Genomic DNA, 19121 nt, shown 5'->3' with positions numbered 1-19121 from the left:
CGCTGACGGGCCGTCGGGAGCGTGCCTCCCGAGAGGACCCGACTCCCATGACCGACCTGGTCATCCGCGCGCTCACCGAAGGCGACGCGCATCTCTTCCACACGCTGCACGACCCCACAGCGCCGCTGCTGGGCCACGACCTCTTCGGCCGTCCCTACGCCACGCGCGCGGCCGGCGGCGAGTACCGCCCCGACTGGACGTGGGTCGCGCTGCGCGACGGCGTCGTCGTGGCGCGCGCCGCGTGGTGGGCCGGCCCCGACGACATCCGCCCGCTCGCCCTGGACCGGCTGGACTTCGCGCCCGGCGAGGCGGCCGCCGCGACGGAGATCCTGCGTACCGCGCCGCTGTCGGCCGAGTACGCGCTGATGCTGCCACCCGGGTGGCGCGAGCAGCCCGCCGTACGGGCAGCCGCCGAAGCCCGCACCGCCGCCGTACGGGCAGCCGGGCTGCGCCCGATGGTCGAGCGCTTCCGGTACACCTGGACACCGCGGTGCGGCGTGCCGGCGGCCCCGGGACGGCTGGTCTTCCGGCCGGAGCCGGACGACGACGTGATCCTGGACGTGCTCCGCGAGGTGGAGCGGGGCTCACTGGACGCGCACGCCCGTCGGGCGATCGCCGAGGGCGGCATCGAGCAGGCCGCCCGCGAGGAGCTGGAGCTCTTCCACTGGTGCCCGTCGCCGCGCGAGTGGTGGCGGCTGGCGTACACGCCCGGGGGCGAGCTCGTCGGCCTGCACGTCCCCGCGCGCAACCACACCTCGCCCGTCGTGGGCTTCATCGGGGTGGTTCCCGGCCAACGCGGCCACGGTTACGCCTACGACCTGCTGGCCGACTGCACACGCCAGCTGGCCTCGCTCGGCGTGGACCGGATCGTCGCCGACACGGACCAGCACAACACCCCAATGGCGGCGGCATTCGCCAAGGCGGGGTATCCCGTCACCCAGGAGCGTGCTTTCTTCGACAGGTAGGCGTGCGGACGCATCGGTGTCCCGGGGGCGTGCCGCCGTGCCGTGGCGAGGAGGGAGAGGCCGTCGTGCTCTTCGAGGTGTGGGCGCCGGACGCCGGGCGGGTCGAGCTGGAGTGGACGGGCGGCGACGGGGGTGGGCACACGGCCCCCGTAACCGTCCCCCTGACCCGCTGCCCCTCCCGTACGGGCTGGTGGCAGGGGGACGCACCGGCCCGCCACGGGGACCGGTACGCCTTCCGGCTGGACGGCGGCGGGCCGCTGCCCGACCCGCGCGCCGCCCGGCTGCCGGACGGCCCCGGCGGCCCCGCCGCTGTCGTGGACCACGCCCGGTATGCCTGGCGGCACGACTGGCAGGGCCGCGGGCTGCCCGGCGCGGTCCTCTACGAGCTGCACATCGGGACGTTCACGCCCGGCGGCACGTTCGACACGGCGGTCGAACGGCTGCCGCACCTGAAGGACCTCGGCGTCACGCACCTCGAACTGATGCCGGTCTGCCCGTTCCCCGGTACCCACGGGTGGGGGTACGAAGGCATCGCGCCCTGGGCGGTGCACGAGCCGTACGGCGGCCCGGACGGACTGAAGCGCTTCGTGGACGCCGCGCACGCCCACGGGCTCGGCGTCGTCCTGGACGTCGTGCACAACCACCTCGGCCCGTACGGCAACCATCTGCCCGCCTTCGGGCCGTACTTCACCGACACCCACCACACCCCCTGGGGCGCCGCCGTCAACCTCGACGCCCCCGGTTCCGACGAGGTGCGCGCCTACTTCCTGGGCAGCGCCCTGTCCTGGCTGCGTGACTACCGCATCGACGGGCTGCGCCTGGATGCCGTGCACGCGCTGCACGACACCCGGGCGCGGCACTTCCTCGCCGAGCTGTCGGAGGCGGTGGACGCGCTCGGCACGCAGCTGCGCCGGCCGCTGTTCCTGATCGCCGAGTCCGACCTCAACGACCCGCGCACCACGGCGCCCCGTCCGTATGGGGGCCACGGCCTGCACGCCCAGTGGAACGACGACTTCCACCACGCCCTGCACGCCGCGCTCACGGGAGAGTCCCAGGGCTACTACGCCGACTTCGCGCGCGCCCCGATGGCGGCCCTGGCGACCACTCTGACCAGTGGCTTCTTCCACGCCGATACGTACTCCAGCTTCCGGGAGCGCAGGCACGGCGCGCCGCTCGACATACGCGCCACCCCCGCACACCGATTGCTCGGCTACACGCAGACGCACGACCAGATCGGTAACCGCGCGCTCGGCGACCGCCTCTCGGAGCAGCTCTCGCCCGCCCTCCAGGCGTGCGCCGCGGCCCTCGTGCTGTGCGCCCCGTACACGCCGATGCTCTTCATGGGGGAGGAGTGGGGCGCGGGCACGCCCTGGCAGTTCTTCACCGACCACACCGACCCGGAGCTGGCGGCGGCGGTACGCAACGGGCGGCGCCGGGAGTTCGCCGCGCACGGCTGGCAGGCCGAGGACATCCCCGACCCGCAGGACCCGGCCACCCGGGAGCGGTCCTGCCTGGACTGGAGCGAACCGGAGCGGGCGCCGCACAGCGCGCTGCTCGACTGGTACCGCACGCTTCTCGCACTCCGCCGCGACCTCCCGGCCCTCACGGACCCGGACCTGACCCGTACGCGCGTGGCGTACGACGAGGAGGACCGGTGGCTGCGGCTGGACCGGCTGACGCCCCGAGGCCCCGGGAGCGTGCACCTCGCGGTGAATCTGCACCCTTCCCGTACCGCGGCGGTCCCGCTGCCGTGCGAGGGCGTACAGACGCTCACAGGCCGCCCTGCGCCCCCGGAACGGGGCGCGGACGGCCTGCTGCGGCTGGAGCCCGCCGCGGTGGCGGTGCTCAGGAGCTGACGGCCCCCTGCGCGACGGCCGACTCGCGGTCCTCCGGCTCGCCGTCCAGCTCGCGCTCGCTCGCCTCGACCGCGACCTGCTCAGCGGTCAGGTCGAGGCTGCGGTTGAGCAGGTAGTACAGGCCGCCGCCGATGATCAGCCCGGGTACGAAGGACAGGTCGGCGCCGCCCAGCGCCTTGGCGGCCGGGCCTTCGTAGGCGTGCGTGGCGAAGAACGGGATCATCGTGACGAAGCCGACGGCGTAGGAGACGATGCCGCGCCAGGACCAGCGGCCGTAGATGCCGCCCTGGGAGTCGAAGATCGCGGTGACCGCGTAGTGGCCGCGCCGCACGCAGTAGAAGTCCACCAGGTTGACCGCGGTCCACGGCACCAGGAAGTACAGCATCATCAGCACGAAGGTGTTGAAGCTCTCCAGGTAGTTCTCCGGGAGCAGCATGGCGACGGTGAAGATCACGACGCCCACCGCCGTGATACCGGCGACCCGCAGCCGGACGGTCGGCTTGACCGTACGGAAGGCGTCCACGGCGCTGGTGGTGGTGAGCATCGCGCCGTACGCGTTGACGGCTGTGATGCCGATCAGGGCGACGGAGGAGACCACCACGGCGAAGGTGCCGAAGCCGGGCAGGACGGCGTTGCCGACCTGGCGGATACCGGTGATCGCGCCCGGCTCGGGCAGCGCGGAGGACAGCAGCGCGCCGAGCGACATCAGCCAGACGGCGGAGCCGGCCGCGCCGGCGTAGGTCCACCAGATGACCTTGCGGGCCGAGACGTCGCGCGGCAGGTAGCGGGAGTAGTCGGAGACGTAGATCGCGTAGCTGATCTGGTAGCCGGCCGCGGCGGAGAAGACGACCAGGAAGGAGGTCCAGGTCGAGCCGCCTCCGGAGGCCGCGGCGTGCGCGGTACCCGGGTCGAGCTGGACGATCGCTCCGACGGTGAGGACGCCGAAGACGGCGATCAGTACGTACGTCAGCCAGCGCTGGACGAGGTGCAGCAGGTCGTGGCCGACGACCGCGAGGACGATCGCGACGGCGATGATCAGGGCGTACCAGAGGGTGGTGCCACCGGGCAGGACCGTCTGCAGCCCCTCTGTGGCCAGCACCACGTTGAAGACGTTGAAGCCGACGTACACGAAGACGACGGCGGCGAACGGCACGATGGCGCCGCGGGTGCCGAACTGGGCCCGCGACTGGATCATCTGCGGCAGGCCCATCCGGGGGCCCTGGTTGGCGTGGAATGCCATGAAGAAGGTGCCGAAGCAGGCGCCGAGGACGACGGCCAGCACGGACATACCCAGGCCCAGGCCCAGTTCGGGGCCGAGGAAGCCGGTGACCATCGTGGTGAGCACGAAGTTCCCGGTGAACCAGAACGGCCCCTGGTGCCAGACCTTGCCGTGGCGCTCGCGCACGGGCACGTAGTCGATCGATCGTTGTTCGATGACCCTGGGGGCGGCCATGGGTCCTCCTCGGGTGGTGCGGTGATCGGCTCGGAGGCCGTACTGGGGGCGGTGGGTGGCCGGCGGGGGTGGTGCGGCCTGCGGCTGAGCGCGGTGGTGTGAACCTACGGGCCCGTTCGGAGCCGCTTCGATCGCCCGATCGTCCATCCGATAGTTATGTGGTGGACACTATGTCTATGCCGCTGTACCTCACCGACCTCCTCGCCCGTGCCGACCTGAACCTCTCGGTCACCGGCGACCCGGCGCCCGGGCTGCTGGACCGCACGATCGAGGCCGCCACCGTCTCCGACCTGCTGCATCCCGGAGAGTGGCTGCAGGGCGGCGAGCTGCTGATGACCATCGGACTGCTGCTCCCGATGGAACCGGCGGACTGCCGGGCGTACGTCGCCGACGTGGCGGCCGGCGGCGCCGCGGCCCTCGCGCTCGGTCTCGGGCACGGGCTCCCGTACCAGGCGGCGCCGCAGCCCCTCGTGGACGCGGCGCAGGAGGCCGGGCTGCCGCTGCTCACCGTCCCGGACGAGGTGCCGTTCATCGCCGTCACGAAGGCGGTCTTCGAGGCGCGCGCCCATGAGGAGCGGCAGGTGCTCCAGCGGGCCTTCGCCACCCAGCGCCGGCTGACCGCCGCGGCAACGGACAACGGGCTGCGCCCGATGCTGGCGGAGTGGACGGCCGCCACCGGGGTCGGCGCCGCCGTCCTGGACCCCCTGGGCCGGCTCCTCGCCTCGGGCGGACCGGACGCCGAGCCCCTGCTGGACGACGCCCGTGACCTCATCGACCGGGTGGCCTCCCGGGGGCTGCGCGGCAGCGCCGCCAGTACGGCCGGCGGACGGCAACTGGAAGTGCAGCCGCTCGGCGCCCGTAGGCTGCGCGGGCTGCTCCTCCTGAGCGGCGGCCCCGACGCCTCGGCCCGCGCCGTCGTGCCCGGCCTGATCTCCCTGCTCTCCCTGGAGCTCGAACGGCGCCACCTCATGGACGAGCCGGAACGGCGCCGGCGCTCCGCCCTGCTCGCCGAGCTGCTCGCCGAGCCGGAGGCCGGCCAGGAACGGGCGGCGGGCCGCGCGCGGGACATCCTCGCCTCGGTGGGCCTGGCCGCCGACCGCGTCCGTGGCGTCGTGGTCGAAGCGCCCCGGGAGACCGCCCAGGAAGCGGCCGCCGACCTCGCCCTGGCCGTACCGGGCGGACTCGTACGGGTCACCGAGGGCGGCGGTCTGGTCGAGGCCGTGGTCGGCGAGGAGCTGGACGTACGCGACGTCCTCGGCCGCTTCGCACCCGGCTGCCCGGCCGGCCTCGGCCCCCTGGCAGCCCCGGAGGCGGTACGGACGTCCCTGCGGCAGGCCACCGGACTGCTGGGCCTGAGCCGGGCCGCCGGCGAGCCGGTCGAGGCCCGCGAGAGTCAGGCCAGCCGGCTGCTCCTGGAGCTCGGCGACCGGCGCACCCTCCTCGGCTACGCGGACACCGTCCTCGGCCCCCTCGACCTCGCGGACAGCGGCGAGGAACTGATCTCGACGCTGGCCGCCTGGCTGGAGTCCGGCGGCTCCTGGGACACCACCAGCCGCCGCCTCGGCGTCCACCGGCACACCGTCCGCAACCGCCTCGACAAGGCCATGGCCCTCACCGGCCGCCGCCTCGACGACGCCGACGACCGCTTCGACCTGTGGCTGGCGACCCGCATCCGGCGCGGCGGTCGGGTGTGACGCGGGAACACCGGCCGGCACACGCTCCTCAGCGCGCTCCTCAGTGCCGTGCGCGGCTCGGCTGGACGCGGGTGGGCTCGCCGGGCGCCTTCGGGTGGTCGGGCGGGTAGGGCAGGTCGCCGAGTTCGGTGTCGCGCTCAGCGAGTGCGAAGACCCGTTCGAGCCCGAAGGCGTGATCGGCCATGTCGGCGTGCACGTCGCCCCGTTCCGCGTACCGGGCCGGCATGGTCGCGAGGTCGAAGTCGGCCGGCCGGGCGTCGTCCAGTTCGTCCCAGCGCAGCGGCGCGGACACGGTGGCCTGCGGCCGCGGGCGTACCGAGTAGGCGGAGGCGATGGTGCGGTCCCGCGCCATCTGGTTGTAGTCGACGAAGATGCGGGCGCCGCGCTCCTCCTTCCACCACGCCGTGGTCACCTCGTCCGGCATCCGGCGGGCCAGCTCGCGGCCGATGGCGATGGCGGCGCGCCGTACCTCGGTGAACGTCCAGCGCGGCTCGATCGGCACGTAGACGTGCAGGCCGCGGCCGCCGGAGGTCTTCGGCCAGCCGCGCAGCCCCAGCTCGTCCAGGAGCCCGTGCAGCTCCCGGGCCGCCCGTACGGCGTCCTCGTAGTCGGTGCCCGGCTGCGGGTCGAGGTCGATGCGCAGCTCGTCGGGGTGGTCGGGCCGGTCACGGCGGACCGGCCACGGGTGGAAGGTGAGGCAGCCCAGGTTCGCCGCCCAGATCACGGCGGCGATCCCGGTGGGACAGATCTCGTCGGCGGACCGGCCGCTGGGGAAGGTGATGTGCGCTGTCGGGAGCCAGTCGGGCTTGTTCTTCGGGGCGCGCTTCTGGAAGAACGACTCGCCGGTGACGCCGTCCGGGTACCGCTCCAGGGTCGTCGGCCGGTCGTGCAGCGCACGGGCGATGCCGTCGCCGACGGCGAGGTAGTACCGCGCCACGTCGAGCTTGGTGAAGCCGCGCTCCGGGAAGTAGACCTTGTCCGGGTGCGACAGCCGTACGGTACGGCCGCCGGCCTCGATCTCCACCGCCGCGCCGCCCGCACCTTTGGCACCACGGGCCGATCCGGCACCTTCAGCACCGCTCGCCGGTCCGGCACCTTTCGTACCGCCCATGGGCGCCACGGTAAGGGCGCGCGGCCGGGCGCGCTCGTCGGGCGACGTAAGGGACGTACGCGCACAATCGAGGCATGGATCTCCCGGTGATGCCACCCGTGAAGCCGATGCTGGCGAAGCCGGCGGCGAAGATCCCGCCCGGCATGCAGTACGAGGCCAAATGGGACGGCTTCCGGGCGATCGCCTACCGGGACGGCGACGAGGTCGAGCTCGGCAGCCGTACCGGCAAGACCCTCACCCGCTACTTCCCCGAGCTGGTCGAGGCGCTGCGCGCCAACCTGCCCGCGCGCTGCGTACTCGACGGCGAGATCGTGATCGCACGCGGCGACCGGCTGGACTTCGACGCGCTCACCGAGCGCATCCACCCCGCCAAGTCCCGGGTCGACCTGCTCGCCGAGCGCACCCCGGCCGGCTTCGTCGCGTTCGACCTGCTGGCGCTGGACGACGAGGACCTGCTCCGCGCGCCCCAGAAGGAGCGGCGGGCCCGGCTGACCGAAGCGCTGCGGGGCGCCGAGGCCCCCGTGCACCTCGCACCCGCCACCACGGACCGCGACGTCGCCGCTGAGTGGTTCACGCAGTACGAGGGCGCCGGCCTGGACGGCGTGCTCGCCAAGCCGCTGGACATGCCGTACCGGCCCGGCGAACGGGTCATGGTCAAGATCAAGCACGAGCGCACGGCCGACTGCGTGCTGGCCGGCTTCCGGTACCACAAGAGCGGCCCGGTGGTCGGCTCACTGCTGCTGGGCCTGTACGACGCGGCCGGCGCGCTGCAACACGTCGGGGTGTGCGCCGCGTTCTCCACGAAGCGCCGTGCGGAACTGGTGGCGGAGCTGGCGCCGCTGCGCATGGAGTCGGCGGCGGGCCACCCCTGGGCCGACTGGGCGGACGAGGAGGCGCACGAGTCGGCCCGGATGCCCGGCGCGCCCAGCCGCTGGAGCGGCAAGAAGGACCTGTCGTGGGTGCCGCTGCGCCCGGAGCGGGTCCTGGAGGTGGCGTACGACCACATGGAGAACGGGCAGCGCTTCCGCCACACCGCCCAGTTCCGCCGCTGGCGCCCGGACCGCACCCCGGAAAGCTGCACCTACGCCCAGCTGGAGGAGCCGGTCCGGTACGACCTGGGGAAGGTGCTCAGGCGCACGGTGGACTGAGACCTCGTGTCACCGGTGCCGGGTGTCACCGGATACCTGGTGTCACCGGCCCCGTCCCGGGGTCAGCCCTCGTCCGGAGCCAGCCGCAGGGAGATCGAGTTGATGCAGTAGCGCTGGTCCGTGGGGGTGGGGTAGCCCTCGCCCTCGAAGACGTGGCCGAGGTGGGAGCCGCAGCGGGAGCAGCGGACCTCGGTGCGGACCATGCCGTGGGAGCGGTCCTCGATCAGCTCGACGGCGTCGGAGTCCTTCGGGTCGTAGAAGGACGGCCAGCCGCAGTGGCTGGCGAACTTCGTGTCCGAGCGGAACAGTTCGGCGCCGCACGCCCGGCAGGAGTAGACGCCGGGGGTCTCGGTGTCGGTGTACTCACCGACGAAGGCGGGCTCCGTGCCGGCCTCGCGCAGGACGTGGTACTCCGCGGGGGTCAGCTCGGCGCGCCACTGCTCGTCGGGCTTGTCGATCTCGTAGGCCATGGTCTCGCTCCTTCGGGCCGGTGGGTGTGCCGGCCCTGTGGGTGTCCGGTGGGGCGCGTCAGGCGCCGAGGCGGGCCAGGATCTCCGGTCCCAGCTCCGTCACGTCGCCCGCGCCCATGGTCAGAACAAGGTCACCGGGCCCGGCCATTCCTGCGACGACGTCGGGAATCGCGGTCTTGTCGTGCTCGGCGGCCACCGTCGCGCCGGCCGCCTCGGCGGCCTTGACGATCAGGTCGCTGGTCACGCCGGGGATCGGGTCCTCGCGGGCCGGGTAGATGTCCAGGACCACGGAGGCGTCGGCCAGCGCCAGCGCCTGGCCCATCTCCCGGCCCAGCTCCTGGGTGCGGGAGAAGAGGTGCGGCTGGAAGACGACGAGCACGCGGGAGCCGGCGGCGGCGCCCCGGATCGCCTCCAGGTCGGCGGTCATCTCGGTGGGGTGGTGCGCGTAGGAGTCGATGACCTGGATGCCCTTGGCCTCGCCCTTGAGCTGGAGGCGGCGCTTGACGCCGGTGTACGAGCCGATGGCGGCGGCGAGGTCGGCGGCCGGCACGCCGAGGGCCACGCCGGCGGCCAGTGCGGCCACGGCGTTCAGCGCGTAGTGCCGGCCGGGGACGGAGACGGTGAAGGCCAGGCGCTCACCGGTGGGGAGCTCCGCGGTGACCTCGCTGGTCAGGCCGCGCGGGGTGATGTCCAGGACCCGCAGGCCGGCGTCGTCCGCCTCGCCGTACGTGACGACCGTGAGGTCCGCGCGGTCACGGACACGGGTGGTCAGCTCGCGGGCGCCGGGGTGGTCGGCGGAGATCACGAGGGTGCCGCCGGGGCGCACCTTGCCGACGAACGTCTCGAAGGACTCGTAGATCTCGTCCATCGAGGCGTAGTTGGCGTGGTGGTCCAGCTCGACGTTGAGGATGATCGCGACTTCCGGCGCGTACTTGTGGAAGCTGCGGTCCGACTCGTCGGCCTCGGCCACGAAGATCTCGCCCGCGCCGTGCCGGGCGTTGGAGCCGGGCGCGTCCAGGTCGCCACCGATGGCGTACGAGGGGTCCAGGCCCAGGGTGGTGAGGGCGACGGCCAGCATGGAGGTGGTGGTCGTCTTGCCGTGCGTGCCGGCGACGGCGAGAGGGCGGGCGCCGTCCATCAGGGCGGCGAGGGCGTCGGAGCGGTGCACCACCGGGATGCCGCGCTCGGCCGCCGCGGCCAGCTCGGGGTTGTCGGCGCGGATGGCGGAGGAGACGACGACGCTGGTGGCGTCCGCTGCGAGGTGCTCGGCGGCATGGCCGATGTGGACCGTGGCGCCGGCCTCGCGCAGCGCCAGGACGGTCGCCGACTCCCTGGCGTCGCTGCCCGCGACGGCGGCGCCGCGCTGCGCCAGGATCTTCGCGATGCCGGACATGCCGGCGCCGCCGATGCCGATGAAGTGCGGTCGGTCCATCGCGGCGGGGATGCCGGGTGCCATCGTGACGTCTCCCTGGTCGGTCTGCTCGGACGGGCGGCCGGCGGACGCCGGTCAGCTTGTCGGTCGGGCACGATTCTCGCACCCCGCACCGACAATCCAGGCCACGGCCGGTCGGCACCCGCCACCCGGCCGCCTCAGCGCCGGATCAGCCCCTGTGCCGTCGCCGCCGCGACCGCGGACGTACGCGAGTCGACCCCGAGCTTGGTGTAGATGTGCACCAGGTGGGACTTCACGGTCGCCTGGCTGAGGAAGAGCCGCTTGCTGATCTGCGCGTTGGACAGGCCGTCGGCGACCAGCTGGAGCACCTCGGTCTCACGGCGCGAGAGGGCGGCGGCCGGGGCGCGCATGCGGTCCATCAGGCGCAGCGCGACGGCCGGTGCGAGCGCGGACTTCCCCGCTGCGGCGGCACGGACCGCGGCCGCCAGCTCCTCCGGCGGCGCGTCCTTGAGGAGGTAGCCGGTGGCACCGGCCTCGATCGCGGCGAGGATGTCGGCGTCCGTGTCGTACGTGGTGAGCACCAGGACCCGGGGCGCGCCGGCCCGGGCGGTGATCTCGGCGGTGGCCTGCGGGCCGCGCATCTCGCCGGCGAACTGGAGGTCCATGAGGACCACGTCGATGCCGGGCCGGGCCGCGAGCGTCACGGACTCCTCGGCGGTGGGGACGTCGGCGACCACCTCGAAGTCCGGCTCGGTCTCCAGTACGGCCCGCAGACCGGCGCGTACGACAGGGTGGTCGTCGGCCAGGAGGAGACGGATTCTGTCGGTCATGTGCGGGCCTGTCCGGAGGAGTCGGGCGGGGCGGTGGCAGCGGCGGGCGGGTGCGCGAGGGGCAGGGTGACCGCGACGGCCGTGCCCTCCCCCGGCGCCGACTCGACCACGAAGGTGCCGTGCAGGGCCCGCGCCCGGGCGCGCATGGCGGCGAGACCGAAGCCGGAGCCCGCGGTGTCCGCACCGGGAGCCGGGACCTCGGCGGGCCGGAATCCCGTGCCGTCGTCGACGACGTCGAGGGCGACCTCGGTGCCCATGTAGCTGAGCGTCAGCTCGGCCCGGTGCGCCGCGGCGTGCTGCACCGTGTTGGCCAGCGCCGACTGGGCGATGCGCAGCAGGGCGACCTCCTGCGGGGTGGGCAGCACGGCGGGCGTGCCGGACACGTGGCAGTGCACGGCGAGACCGCCGGCGCGCGCCGTCGTGGCGCACAGCCGCTCCAGGGCGGCGGGCAGCGAGTCCTGGTCCAGGCCGGGCGGGCTCAGGGCGTGGACGAAGCGGCGGGCCTCGGCCAGGTTGTCGACGGCGGCCTCGCGGGCGTGCCGTACGTGGCCGAGCGCGCTCTCGGGGCGGTCGGGCAGGGAGCGTTCCGCGGCACGCAGGAGCAGCTGGATGCTGGACAGGCCCTGGGCGAGGGTGTCGTGGATCTCGCGGGCGAGCCGCTCACGCTCGGCCAGGACGCCCGCGGTGCGTTCGGCGGCGGCCAGGTCGCTGCGGGCCTCGGTCAGCTCCTCGACGATGCGGCGCCGCTGCTCGCTCTCCCGGTACAGCGCCTGGTACCCGAGGACGACGGCGACAGCGACGGCCGCCCCGAGGGCGGGCCCGAGGACCGTACCGACGGTGAGGGTGCCGGCGTGCCACCCGAAGCCCGCGACGGCGACGGCGGTGGTGACCGCGACGAGGGACAGCGCCCACCTCAGGGGCAGCAGATGGAGCTGTACGAAGAAGAGCGGGAAGGCGAGCCAGACGCCGTCCGGGGTGAGCAGGACCAGGGACGCCCATACGGCCAGCACGGCGGCGAGCCAGAGGGCGGCGGCAGCGGGCGCCGCGGAGACCTTCGGGAGGACGGGGCCGAGCGCGTACACGAGGGCGAGCACGGCGGCCGCTCCGATGACGGCCGGCGCGTCGGACGCGTGACCGGCGACCGCGCGGACGGCGGCGAGCGCCAGCAGCGCGGCGACCAGCAGATGCAGGCAGAGGCGCAGCACACGGAGGACGGGGGTGAGGGAGTGCGGGTTCACGACGCGTTCACGTGCTCATTCCGGGTCTTCGTGTGCTCGTACGGTGCTCCGCTCACCTGTACCGGGCTTCATGGCGTACCGGTGCCGGGGCGGGCCCAGGAGGCCGACGGGGCGCTTCTCAAGGCTAGGCGGCGCCCGGCGCTCCGGCATCAACCGAAAGATTGACCGGTCCCGCGCCCTTTCGATCCCCGTGAAGCCGTCCCGGGCGCGATGCCCGGCACCCCCTGTGGCGGCGAGGTTGGGAGCAGCCGCCGGGCACCGGGCCCGGCACCGTGCGCAGAGGATGTCCGAGGACCGTGTTCGTCGCCTGGAGAGACCTGAGATCCGCCAAGGGCCGGTTCGCCCTGATGGGGTCCGTCATCGTGCTGATCACCGTGCTGGTGGGGCTGCTGTCCGGGCTGACGGCCGGCCTCGGCCGCGAGAACACCTCGGCCGTCACCTCGCTCCCCGCCGACCACCTCGTCTTCTCCGCGCCCGCCGGGAAGGACGACGTGGCGTTCACGGACTCGCACATCGATGCGGAGACCGCCGAGAGCTGGGCTTCCGTACCCGGGGTGGAGCGGGCCGAGCCGCTGGGCATCGCCACCACGAAGGCCGGGTCCGGGGCGCGGACCGCGGCGCTCTCCGCCTTCGGGGTACGTCCCGGATCCCCGCTGGCCCCCGAGGCGGAGCGGCTCGTGCCCGGTGCCGCCGTGCTCTCCGGGAAGGCCGCCGAGGAGCTGGGCGTACGGGCCGGGGACCGGTTCACGCTGGCCGGGCAGCGGCTGCGGGTCGCCGCCGTGTCGGGCGAGGCGATGTACAGCCACACGCCCGTCGTGTGGACGGCCCTGGACGACTGGCAGCGGGTGGGCGGCGGCCCGGCCGCCACCGAGGCGCAGGGCGGCGCGACCGTCCTCGCGCTGACCACCCGGGACGCCGATCCGGCCGGTCTCGCGGCCGCCGACAAGAAGCTCGGTACCCGGACGGTGACGTCCGCCGACGCCCTTCGGGCCATCGGCTCCTTCACCGCCGAGAACGGCTCGCTGCAACTGATGCGCGGCTTCCTCTTCGCCATCTCGGCGCTGGTCATCGGCGCGTTCTTCACCGTGTGGACCATTCAGCGCAGCGGCGACGTGGCCGTACTGAAGGCGCTCGGCGCCTCGACGCGCTACCTCCTCAGGGACGCGCTCGGCCAGGCCGTCGTCCTGCTCGTCGCCGGTACGGGCCTGGGCACCGCCGTCGCCGCCGGGGTGGGCGCGGCGGTCGGCGGCACCGTGCCCTTCGTGCTGGAGCCGGCCACCGTTCTGGTCCCCGCTCTGATCATGATCGCGCTGGGTGCGGTGGGCGCCGCGCTGTCCATCCGCCGCATCACCGCCGTGGACCCGCTGACGGCCCTGGGGAGCGCCCGGTGACGCCCCGCGACCGCCGCCGCCCCCGTACCGCCCTGAACGCCCCGTGGAGCGCCCGATGAGCCTCGACCTGACCGACGTCACCCTCACCTACCCCGACGGCGACGGGCGGCTGACCGCGCTGGACGCGGTGTCGCTGCACGTGCCCGCCGGCTCGATGACCGCCGTGCTCGGCCCCTCGGGGTCCGGCAAGTCCAGCCTCCTGGCGGTGGCCGCCACGCTGATCGCTCCGGACCGCGGCACCGTCACGATCGACGGCGTGGCCACCACCGGGATGAGCCGGGCGAAGCTGACCGCGCTCCGCCGCGACAAGATCGGCATGGTCTTCCAGCAGCCCAACCTGCTGCCCGCGCTGACCGCGGCCGAACAGTTGCAGGCGATGGCCCACCTGGCCGGGCGGTCGCCCCGGGCGGCCGCGGCACGGGCGGAGGAGCTGCTGGCCGCGGTGGGCCTGGCGGAGCAGGCGGACCGGCGGCCGCACCAGCTCTCGGGCGGCCAGCGCCAGCGGGTCAACATCGCCCGGGCCCTGATGAACGACCCGGCCGTCCTCCTGGTGGACGAGCCGACCAGCGCGCTGGACCAGGAGCGCGGCGCGGCCGTCCTGGACCTGCTGACCACACTCACGCACCGGCGCGCCACGGCCACGGTGCTGGTCACGCACGACCGGTCGCACCTGGAGACGGTGGACGCCGTCGTGGAGGTCCTGGACGGCCGTATCGGCGCAAGGACGCCGACGGGCACCTGACGTCCCGCTCGGGGAAACCCCGACGGCCCCTGTCTTTCCACCCACCACCGACGGGAGGGGACGGGCCGGAGCGGTAGGGGGTCCGGACGTAAAGCGAAGCAGTCCGGACCCCCTGCCGCGGAGGCCCGTCCCCGTAACGCCAAGCCCCGCGCAGCGGCACCGCCCGCCGCAGGCGAAACGGCGCCGCACCCGGCAACGGACACGCACCCGGCAACGGACACGCACCCGCACCCGACACCGAAGGCGCACTCGACACCGAAGGCGCACCCGGCACCGGAGACGCACCCGGCACCGGAGACGCACCCGGCAACGGCCCCGGCGGCCGCTCAGCCCCCGGCTGCCTCGCCCCGCTCCCCCGCCTGCTCCCCGGGAGCATGCGAGAACAGCTTCAGTACGGGCACGCCGACCTTGTGGCGCGCGCGGGAGGCCCAGTCGCGGTGGAAGAACTCCTCCACGAAGTGCGGGGCCGTCAGCACGATCACCTCGTCGGCGCCCGTCTGGTCGACGACCGAGCGCAACAGGTCCAGCGGATGGTTCTCGACCACCTGTCCGATGGCCTCGGCGCCCGCGTCCCGCAGCTGCTGCAGGGTGTACGACAGGGCCCGCTCCGCAGGCGGCTCCGCCTGCTCGCCCTCGGGCTCGTCGCCCTCCCGTACCGCCTCGTCGAACTCGCCGAGGGCGACGTCGTCGATGGCCCGCAGCAAGACGTCCTGCTCGCCGCGCGGCTGCATGAGGACGACGAAGGAGACCTCGTCGTCGCCGTGCAGCGTGGTCACGAACTCCACGTCCGCGGGCGTGAGAGGCTTCTCGATCATCAATACGCTCGTGAACACGACGCGTGCCCTTCTTCTCCGCTTCACTGGACCGCTCCGGGGAACGGTCCGACAGAAACCATCCTGCCCCGCCACGGGACGGGGCCTTCGTTCCTTCAGTGTGCCCAATGGACGCTAAGCGGAACGACGAATTCCGCCGAACGCCGAGGACGTGCGGTGACACGGTTCACGGCCGGCAGTACCGGGTGAACAGGAACCCGTCGTCCTCCAGCACGGACGCCAGCCGGAACCGTTCCGGGACCGCCAGGCCGGGCGCGTTCATGATCCGCGGCGCGTCCCCCGCCGCCACCAGCGGCGCCAGCGACAGGCACAGCTCGTCCAGCGCGCCCGCCGCGGCGAACTGGCCGAGCAGCCGCGGCCCGCCCTCCGTCAGCAGCCGGGTGTACCCCCGGCCGGCGAGCGCGCCGGTGACCCGCGCCGGGTCCACGGTCGCTCCTTCCCCGACGAAGACCACCTCCGCACCGGCCGCACGCGCGGCCCGTACGCGGTCCTCGTCGGCTGCCGCGCCGGTGAGCACCACCGTGGGCACGAGCGGCCGCGTGAACAGCGGCAGCGAGAAGTCCAGGTCCAGGCTGGCGGTCACCACGGCGATCGCCGGGGCCGGTCCCTGCCCGGCCGCGGCCCGCCGGGCGGCGAAGGCCTCACGCGCCTTGGCCGGCCGGTAGCCCTCCTTGCGCACCGTCTCGGCGCCGACCACCACCGCGTCGGCCAGCCCCCGCAGCACCCCGAAGATCCGCATGTCGGCGTCGCTGGAGAGCGGCTGCGAGCGGCCTTCGTGATGCGCGGCGCCGTCCACGGAGGACACCATGTTGGCGCGCAGCCATCCGTGTGCCGCCTCCGTGTGCGCAGCCTCCGCGGGCTCCGGATACGCATAGGCCTCCGCCAGCTCGTCCAGCGTCCACTCCCGGTCTTCCATCCACCCCCGGTACCCGTTCGGCGGCGAGCATCCCACCACGTCGGCGGTTCCTTCGGGCGGTACGGTTCCGGACGGCGCGGACTGGGTCGGAGAAGGGAACAGACGTCGCATAGGCCGCAGTGTGGCACGGACACGGCCGTGTGACATGCCTCGCTCAGCTGTCCGGCCCCTGCTCCGCAGCGACTACCCTGGAGCGCTGTGTCGCCTTCGAACCCCTCGTCGCCCTCGCAGCCCGCTCCGATATCCGGTCCGGCCGCCGCCGGCGCCCCGGACGACGCGGCCCCGGCCGCGCTGACCGCGCGCGCCCCGCACGTCCCCGCCGACCGGCTGGTCGCGGAGATGGTGCCGCCGCCGCGCTTCCAGAGCGCGCGCTTCGAGACGTACATCCCGGACCCGGCACAGCCCAGCCAGGCCGAGGCGGTACAGGTGCTCAGCTCCTTCGCGGCGAGCATCGGGGGCCCGGCGAGCCCTTCGGGGGGCAGGCGCCGCTGGTTCTCGAAGAAGCCCGAGGCGCCCAAGGGGCCGCGCGGCGTCTACTTGGACGGCGGTTACGGCGTCGGCAAGACCCACCTGCTGGCCTCCCTGTGGCACGCCACGCCGGCCGCCCCGGAACTCAAGGCGTTCGGCACCTTCGTGGAGCTGACCAACCTGGTCGGCGCGCTCGGCTTCCAGGAGACGGTCCGCACCCTCAGCGGCCACCGCCTGCTGTGCATCGACGAGTTCGAGCTGGACGACCCCGGCGACACCGTGCTGGTCTCCTCCCTGCTGGCCAAGCTGGTCGAGCACGGCGTGGCACTGGCCGCCACCTCCAACACCCTTCCGGGCAAGCTCGGCGAGGGCCGTTTCGCCGCCGCCGACTTCCTGCGCGAGATCCAGGGCCTGAGCGCGCACTTCCGGCCGCTGCGCATCGACGGCGAGGACTACCGCCACCGCGGCCTGCCCGAGGCGCCCGCGCCGTTCGACGAGCAGACCGTCACCCGGGTCGCGTACGCCACGCCCGGCGCCTCGCTCGACGGCTTCCCCGCGCTGCTGGACCATCTCTCGAAGGTGCACCCGAGCCGGTACGGCGCGATGTGCGACGGCATTCGGGCGGTGTGCCTCACCGACGTGCAGGCGGTGCCGGACCAGTCCACGGCGCTGCGGCTGGTCGTGCTGGCCGACCGGCTCTACGACCGCGAGGTGCCGGTGCTGGCGTCCGGCAAGCCGTTCGACGAGCTGTTCAGCGAGGACATGCTCAAGGGCGGCTACCGCAAGAAGTACTTCCGCGCGATCTCGCGTCTGACGGCACTGGCACGCGACGCGAAGCAACTGACGGAGAAGTGACCTCAGGCGCCCCCCGCCAGGGCGCCTGAGCCCCTGCCACGGCTTCCCGCGCCACCTCTACGCGCGTGGTTCCCGGCGGCGTTGTGACGTGGTACACACGTGCGGTCACATCACCTGTCCGCCAGCAGGGAGTTGCCTCATGTCCGCAACACGACGTCAGATCCTCGCGAGAACCGGCGCGGTGGGAGCGGGGATCGTCTTCTCCGGCGCCGTCCAGGAGATCTTCGCCGGCACCGCCAGCGCCCAGCCGATGGGCCGGAACGGCTACGGACCGCTGGCCCCCGATCCGGACGGTCTGCTCGACCTCCCCAAGGGCTTCCGCTACAAGGTGCTTTCGAAGGAGGGCGACCCGCTGCTCTCAGGAGAGGGCAGGATACCAAGCAACTGTGACGGCATGGCGGCCTTCCGCGGCCGCCGGGGCCACACCCACCTCGTGCGGAACCACGAGAACCGCCGCAGGTCCCGTGCCGCCGTGCCCACCGTGCCCGGCCTCACGTACGACCCGGTGGGCGAGGGCGGCTGTACGGCCATCGAGGTCGACGCGCACCAGCACGTGGTCTCCGAACGGGTCGCCATAGCCGGCACCTCCACCAACTGCGCGGGCGGCCCCACCCCTTGGAACACCTGGTTGACCTGCGAGGAGACCGAGTTCAAGGCGGGCGAGGAGGGGTACACCAAGGACCACGGCTTCATATTCGAGGTCGACCCGTACGACCCGCGCCGCACCGGGGCCGTTCCGCTCACGGACATGGGGCGCTTCCAGCACGAGGCGATCGCGGTCGACCCGCGGGACGGCACGGTCTACGAGACCGAGGACGCCTTCGAGAAGCCCTTCGGGCTCTTCTACCGCTTCCACCCGAACAAGCCGATGGGCGGCATCGGTTCGCTGCGCGCGGGCGGGCGGCTGCAGGCGATGCGCGTCCCCGGGGTACGGGACCTCTCCGCCATCCAGGAGACGGGCGCGACGTTCGACCGCATCGAATGGGTGGACGTCCCGGACCCGCTGGCGAAGCAGACCGCCATCCGCTTCCAGGACTTCGGGCGCAAGGGCATCACGCACGCCCAGAAGCTGGAGGGCTGCTACTGGGGCGGCTCCTGCGTGTACTTCGTGTCCAGCTTCGCGCACCGGGACGAGGGCTCCGCCGCCGACCACTACGGGCAGGTGTGGAAGTACGACCCGAAGGCGCGGCGGCTGACACTCGTGGTCGTCTTCGGGCCCGACTCGGACCTCCAGCTGCCCGGCGAGTCCCCCGACAACATCTGCCTGGCGCCCAGCGGCGGCCTGATGGTGTGCGAGGACGGCGACGGCGCGCAGCACGTCTTCGGTGTGTCGCGGAAGGGCGCGGTGTACCCGATGGCGCGCGGCCGGCAGAACATCGGGACGCCGGAGAAGCCGGAGTGGGGCGAGTTCGCCGGCGTCACCTTCGCGCCGGACGGACGCACGATGTACGTGAACTGCTACACGCCGGGCACCACGTTCGCGGTGACCGGGCCGTTCTGACCCCGGTCACCCTGAGAGCCTGTGTCAGGAGTGATCCGCACCGCCTGTCCGGTCAGCCCGAACAGGCGGTGCGCTGGGCCTCCTGCCACTCGCAGCGCGGGCACAGGACGACGCCCCGCGTGGACTCCGGGTACTCGGTGGGCTCACGGCACAGGACGCACTCGGCGAACGGCTCTCCCCCGGAGGCGGCGGGCGTCTCCGCTTCGGGGGCGGACGGCGCATCTTCGGGGGCGGGGCACTGACTGGCGGACGACATG

General features: G+C 73.5%; 17 protein-coding genes. 8 read left to right on the top strand and 9 right to left on the bottom strand.

The features are described from left to right. The first annotated feature begins 47 nt into the window (after positions 1 to 47). Positions 48 to 965, top strand: coding sequence for a GNAT family N-acetyltransferase (locus AAC944_RS27925; RefSeq protein ID WP_030621930.1), 918 nt, complete (start codon positions 48 to 50; stop codon positions 963 to 965). Between the two features lie 65 nt (positions 966 to 1030). Continuing rightward, positions 1031 to 2821, top strand: a complete 1791-nt coding sequence (treZ, locus tag AAC944_RS27920) for a malto-oligosyltrehalose trehalohydrolase (protein WP_030621928.1) — start codon at positions 1031 to 1033, stop codon at positions 2819 to 2821. Here the strand turns inward: treZ and AAC944_RS27915 are convergent. Next, a complete protein-coding gene (locus AAC944_RS27915; protein WP_051872246.1) occupies positions 2811 to 4274 on the bottom strand; it encodes a purine-cytosine permease family protein in 1464 nt (487 codons plus the stop codon). The genes treZ and AAC944_RS27915 overlap by 11 nt on opposite strands. 170 nt (positions 4275 to 4444) lie before the next feature. Between AAC944_RS27915 and AAC944_RS27910 the strand changes: the two genes are divergently transcribed. After that, a complete protein-coding gene (locus AAC944_RS27910) occupies positions 4445 to 5968 on the top strand; it encodes a PucR family transcriptional regulator (protein ID WP_368397325.1) in 1524 nt (507 codons plus the stop codon). A gap of 40 nt (positions 5969 to 6008) precedes the next feature. On the opposite strand, the gene ligD is transcribed toward AAC944_RS27910, so the two are convergent. After that, a complete protein-coding gene (gene ligD / locus AAC944_RS27905) occupies positions 6009 to 7079 on the bottom strand; it encodes a non-homologous end-joining DNA ligase (RefSeq protein WP_078888870.1) in 1071 nt (356 codons plus the stop codon). Between the two features lie 74 nt (positions 7080 to 7153). Here ligD and AAC944_RS27900 point away from each other — a divergent pair, with 74 nt between their 5' ends. Beyond that, positions 7154 to 8227 (top strand): ATP-dependent DNA ligase, encoded by a 1074-nt coding sequence (locus AAC944_RS27900; protein ID WP_030621922.1) that lies wholly within the window; start codon positions 7154 to 7156, stop codon positions 8225 to 8227. Positions 8228 to 8289: 62 nt separating this feature from the next. Here AAC944_RS27900 and msrB read toward each other — a convergent pair whose 3' ends face one another. From msrB to AAC944_RS27880, 4 genes are all read right to left on the bottom strand, one after another. Beyond that, entirely contained in the window at positions 8290 to 8697 is a 408-nt protein-coding gene (gene msrB, locus AAC944_RS27895; protein WP_030621920.1) for a peptide-methionine (R)-S-oxide reductase MsrB, read from the bottom strand. Between the two features lie 58 nt (positions 8698 to 8755). Beyond that, on the bottom strand, positions 8756 to 10153 hold the full coding sequence (gene murC / locus AAC944_RS27890; RefSeq protein ID WP_030621918.1) for a UDP-N-acetylmuramate--L-alanine ligase: 1398 nt from the start codon (positions 10151 to 10153) through the stop codon (positions 8756 to 8758). Positions 10154 to 10287: 134 nt separating this feature from the next. Then, a complete protein-coding gene (locus AAC944_RS27885) occupies positions 10288 to 10920 on the bottom strand; it encodes a response regulator (protein WP_030621915.1) in 633 nt (210 codons plus the stop codon). Beyond that, positions 10917 to 12158 carry a sensor histidine kinase gene (locus tag AAC944_RS27880; protein WP_037773105.1) on the bottom strand — a complete coding sequence of 414 codons (1242 nt, stop codon included), beginning with the start codon at positions 12156 to 12158 and terminating at the stop codon, positions 10917 to 10919. Before AAC944_RS27880 ends, AAC944_RS27885 begins: the two co-directional genes overlap by 4 nt. A gap of 296 nt (positions 12159 to 12454) precedes the next feature. Here AAC944_RS27880 and AAC944_RS27875 point away from each other — a divergent pair, with 296 nt between their 5' ends. Together AAC944_RS27875 and AAC944_RS27870 are read left to right on the top strand one after the other, a co-directional pair. Then, a complete protein-coding gene (locus AAC944_RS27875; RefSeq protein ID WP_030621912.1) occupies positions 12455 to 13549 on the top strand; it encodes an ABC transporter permease in 1095 nt (364 codons plus the stop codon). Positions 13550 to 13604: 55 nt separating this feature from the next. Continuing rightward, positions 13605 to 14291, top strand: coding sequence for an ABC transporter ATP-binding protein (locus AAC944_RS27870; protein ID WP_030621910.1), 687 nt, complete (start codon positions 13605 to 13607; stop codon positions 14289 to 14291). Between the two features lie 326 nt (positions 14292 to 14617). Here the strand turns inward: AAC944_RS27870 and AAC944_RS27865 are convergent, their stop codons facing one another. Both AAC944_RS27865 and AAC944_RS27860 read right to left on the bottom strand, forming a co-directional pair. After that, positions 14618 to 15124, bottom strand: coding sequence for an indole-3-glycerol phosphate synthase (locus AAC944_RS27865; RefSeq protein WP_078888869.1), 507 nt, complete (start codon positions 15122 to 15124; stop codon positions 14618 to 14620). A 166-nt stretch (positions 15125 to 15290) separates the two neighbouring features. Beyond that, positions 15291 to 16151, bottom strand: a complete 861-nt coding sequence (locus tag AAC944_RS27860) for a pyrimidine reductase family protein (protein WP_030621906.1) — start codon at positions 16149 to 16151, stop codon at positions 15291 to 15293. A gap of 87 nt (positions 16152 to 16238) precedes the next feature. Here AAC944_RS27860 and zapE point away from each other — a divergent pair, with 87 nt between their 5' ends. After that, a complete protein-coding gene (gene zapE, locus AAC944_RS27855) occupies positions 16239 to 17363 on the top strand; it encodes a cell division protein ZapE (RefSeq protein WP_030621905.1) in 1125 nt (374 codons plus the stop codon). A gap of 139 nt (positions 17364 to 17502) precedes the next feature. Next, entirely contained in the window at positions 17503 to 18864 is a 1362-nt protein-coding gene (locus tag AAC944_RS27850) for an alkaline phosphatase PhoX (protein ID WP_030621903.1), read from the top strand. A gap of 52 nt (positions 18865 to 18916) precedes the next feature. Here AAC944_RS27850 and AAC944_RS27845 read toward each other — a convergent pair whose 3' ends face one another. After that, positions 18917 to 19120, bottom strand: a complete 204-nt coding sequence (locus tag AAC944_RS27845; RefSeq protein ID WP_030621900.1) for a hypothetical protein — start codon at positions 19118 to 19120, stop codon at positions 18917 to 18919. Position 19121: the final 1 nt, after the last annotated feature.

Origin of the sequence: Streptomyces sclerotialus (assembly GCF_040907265.1) — a bacterium.
In the GTDB taxonomy this organism is placed as follows: domain Bacteria; phylum Actinomycetota; class Actinomycetes; order Streptomycetales; family Streptomycetaceae; genus Streptomyces; species Streptomyces sclerotialus.
The sequence above is the reverse complement of the archived record's forward strand: the minus strand, read 5'-3'. Positions and strand labels throughout refer to the sequence as shown.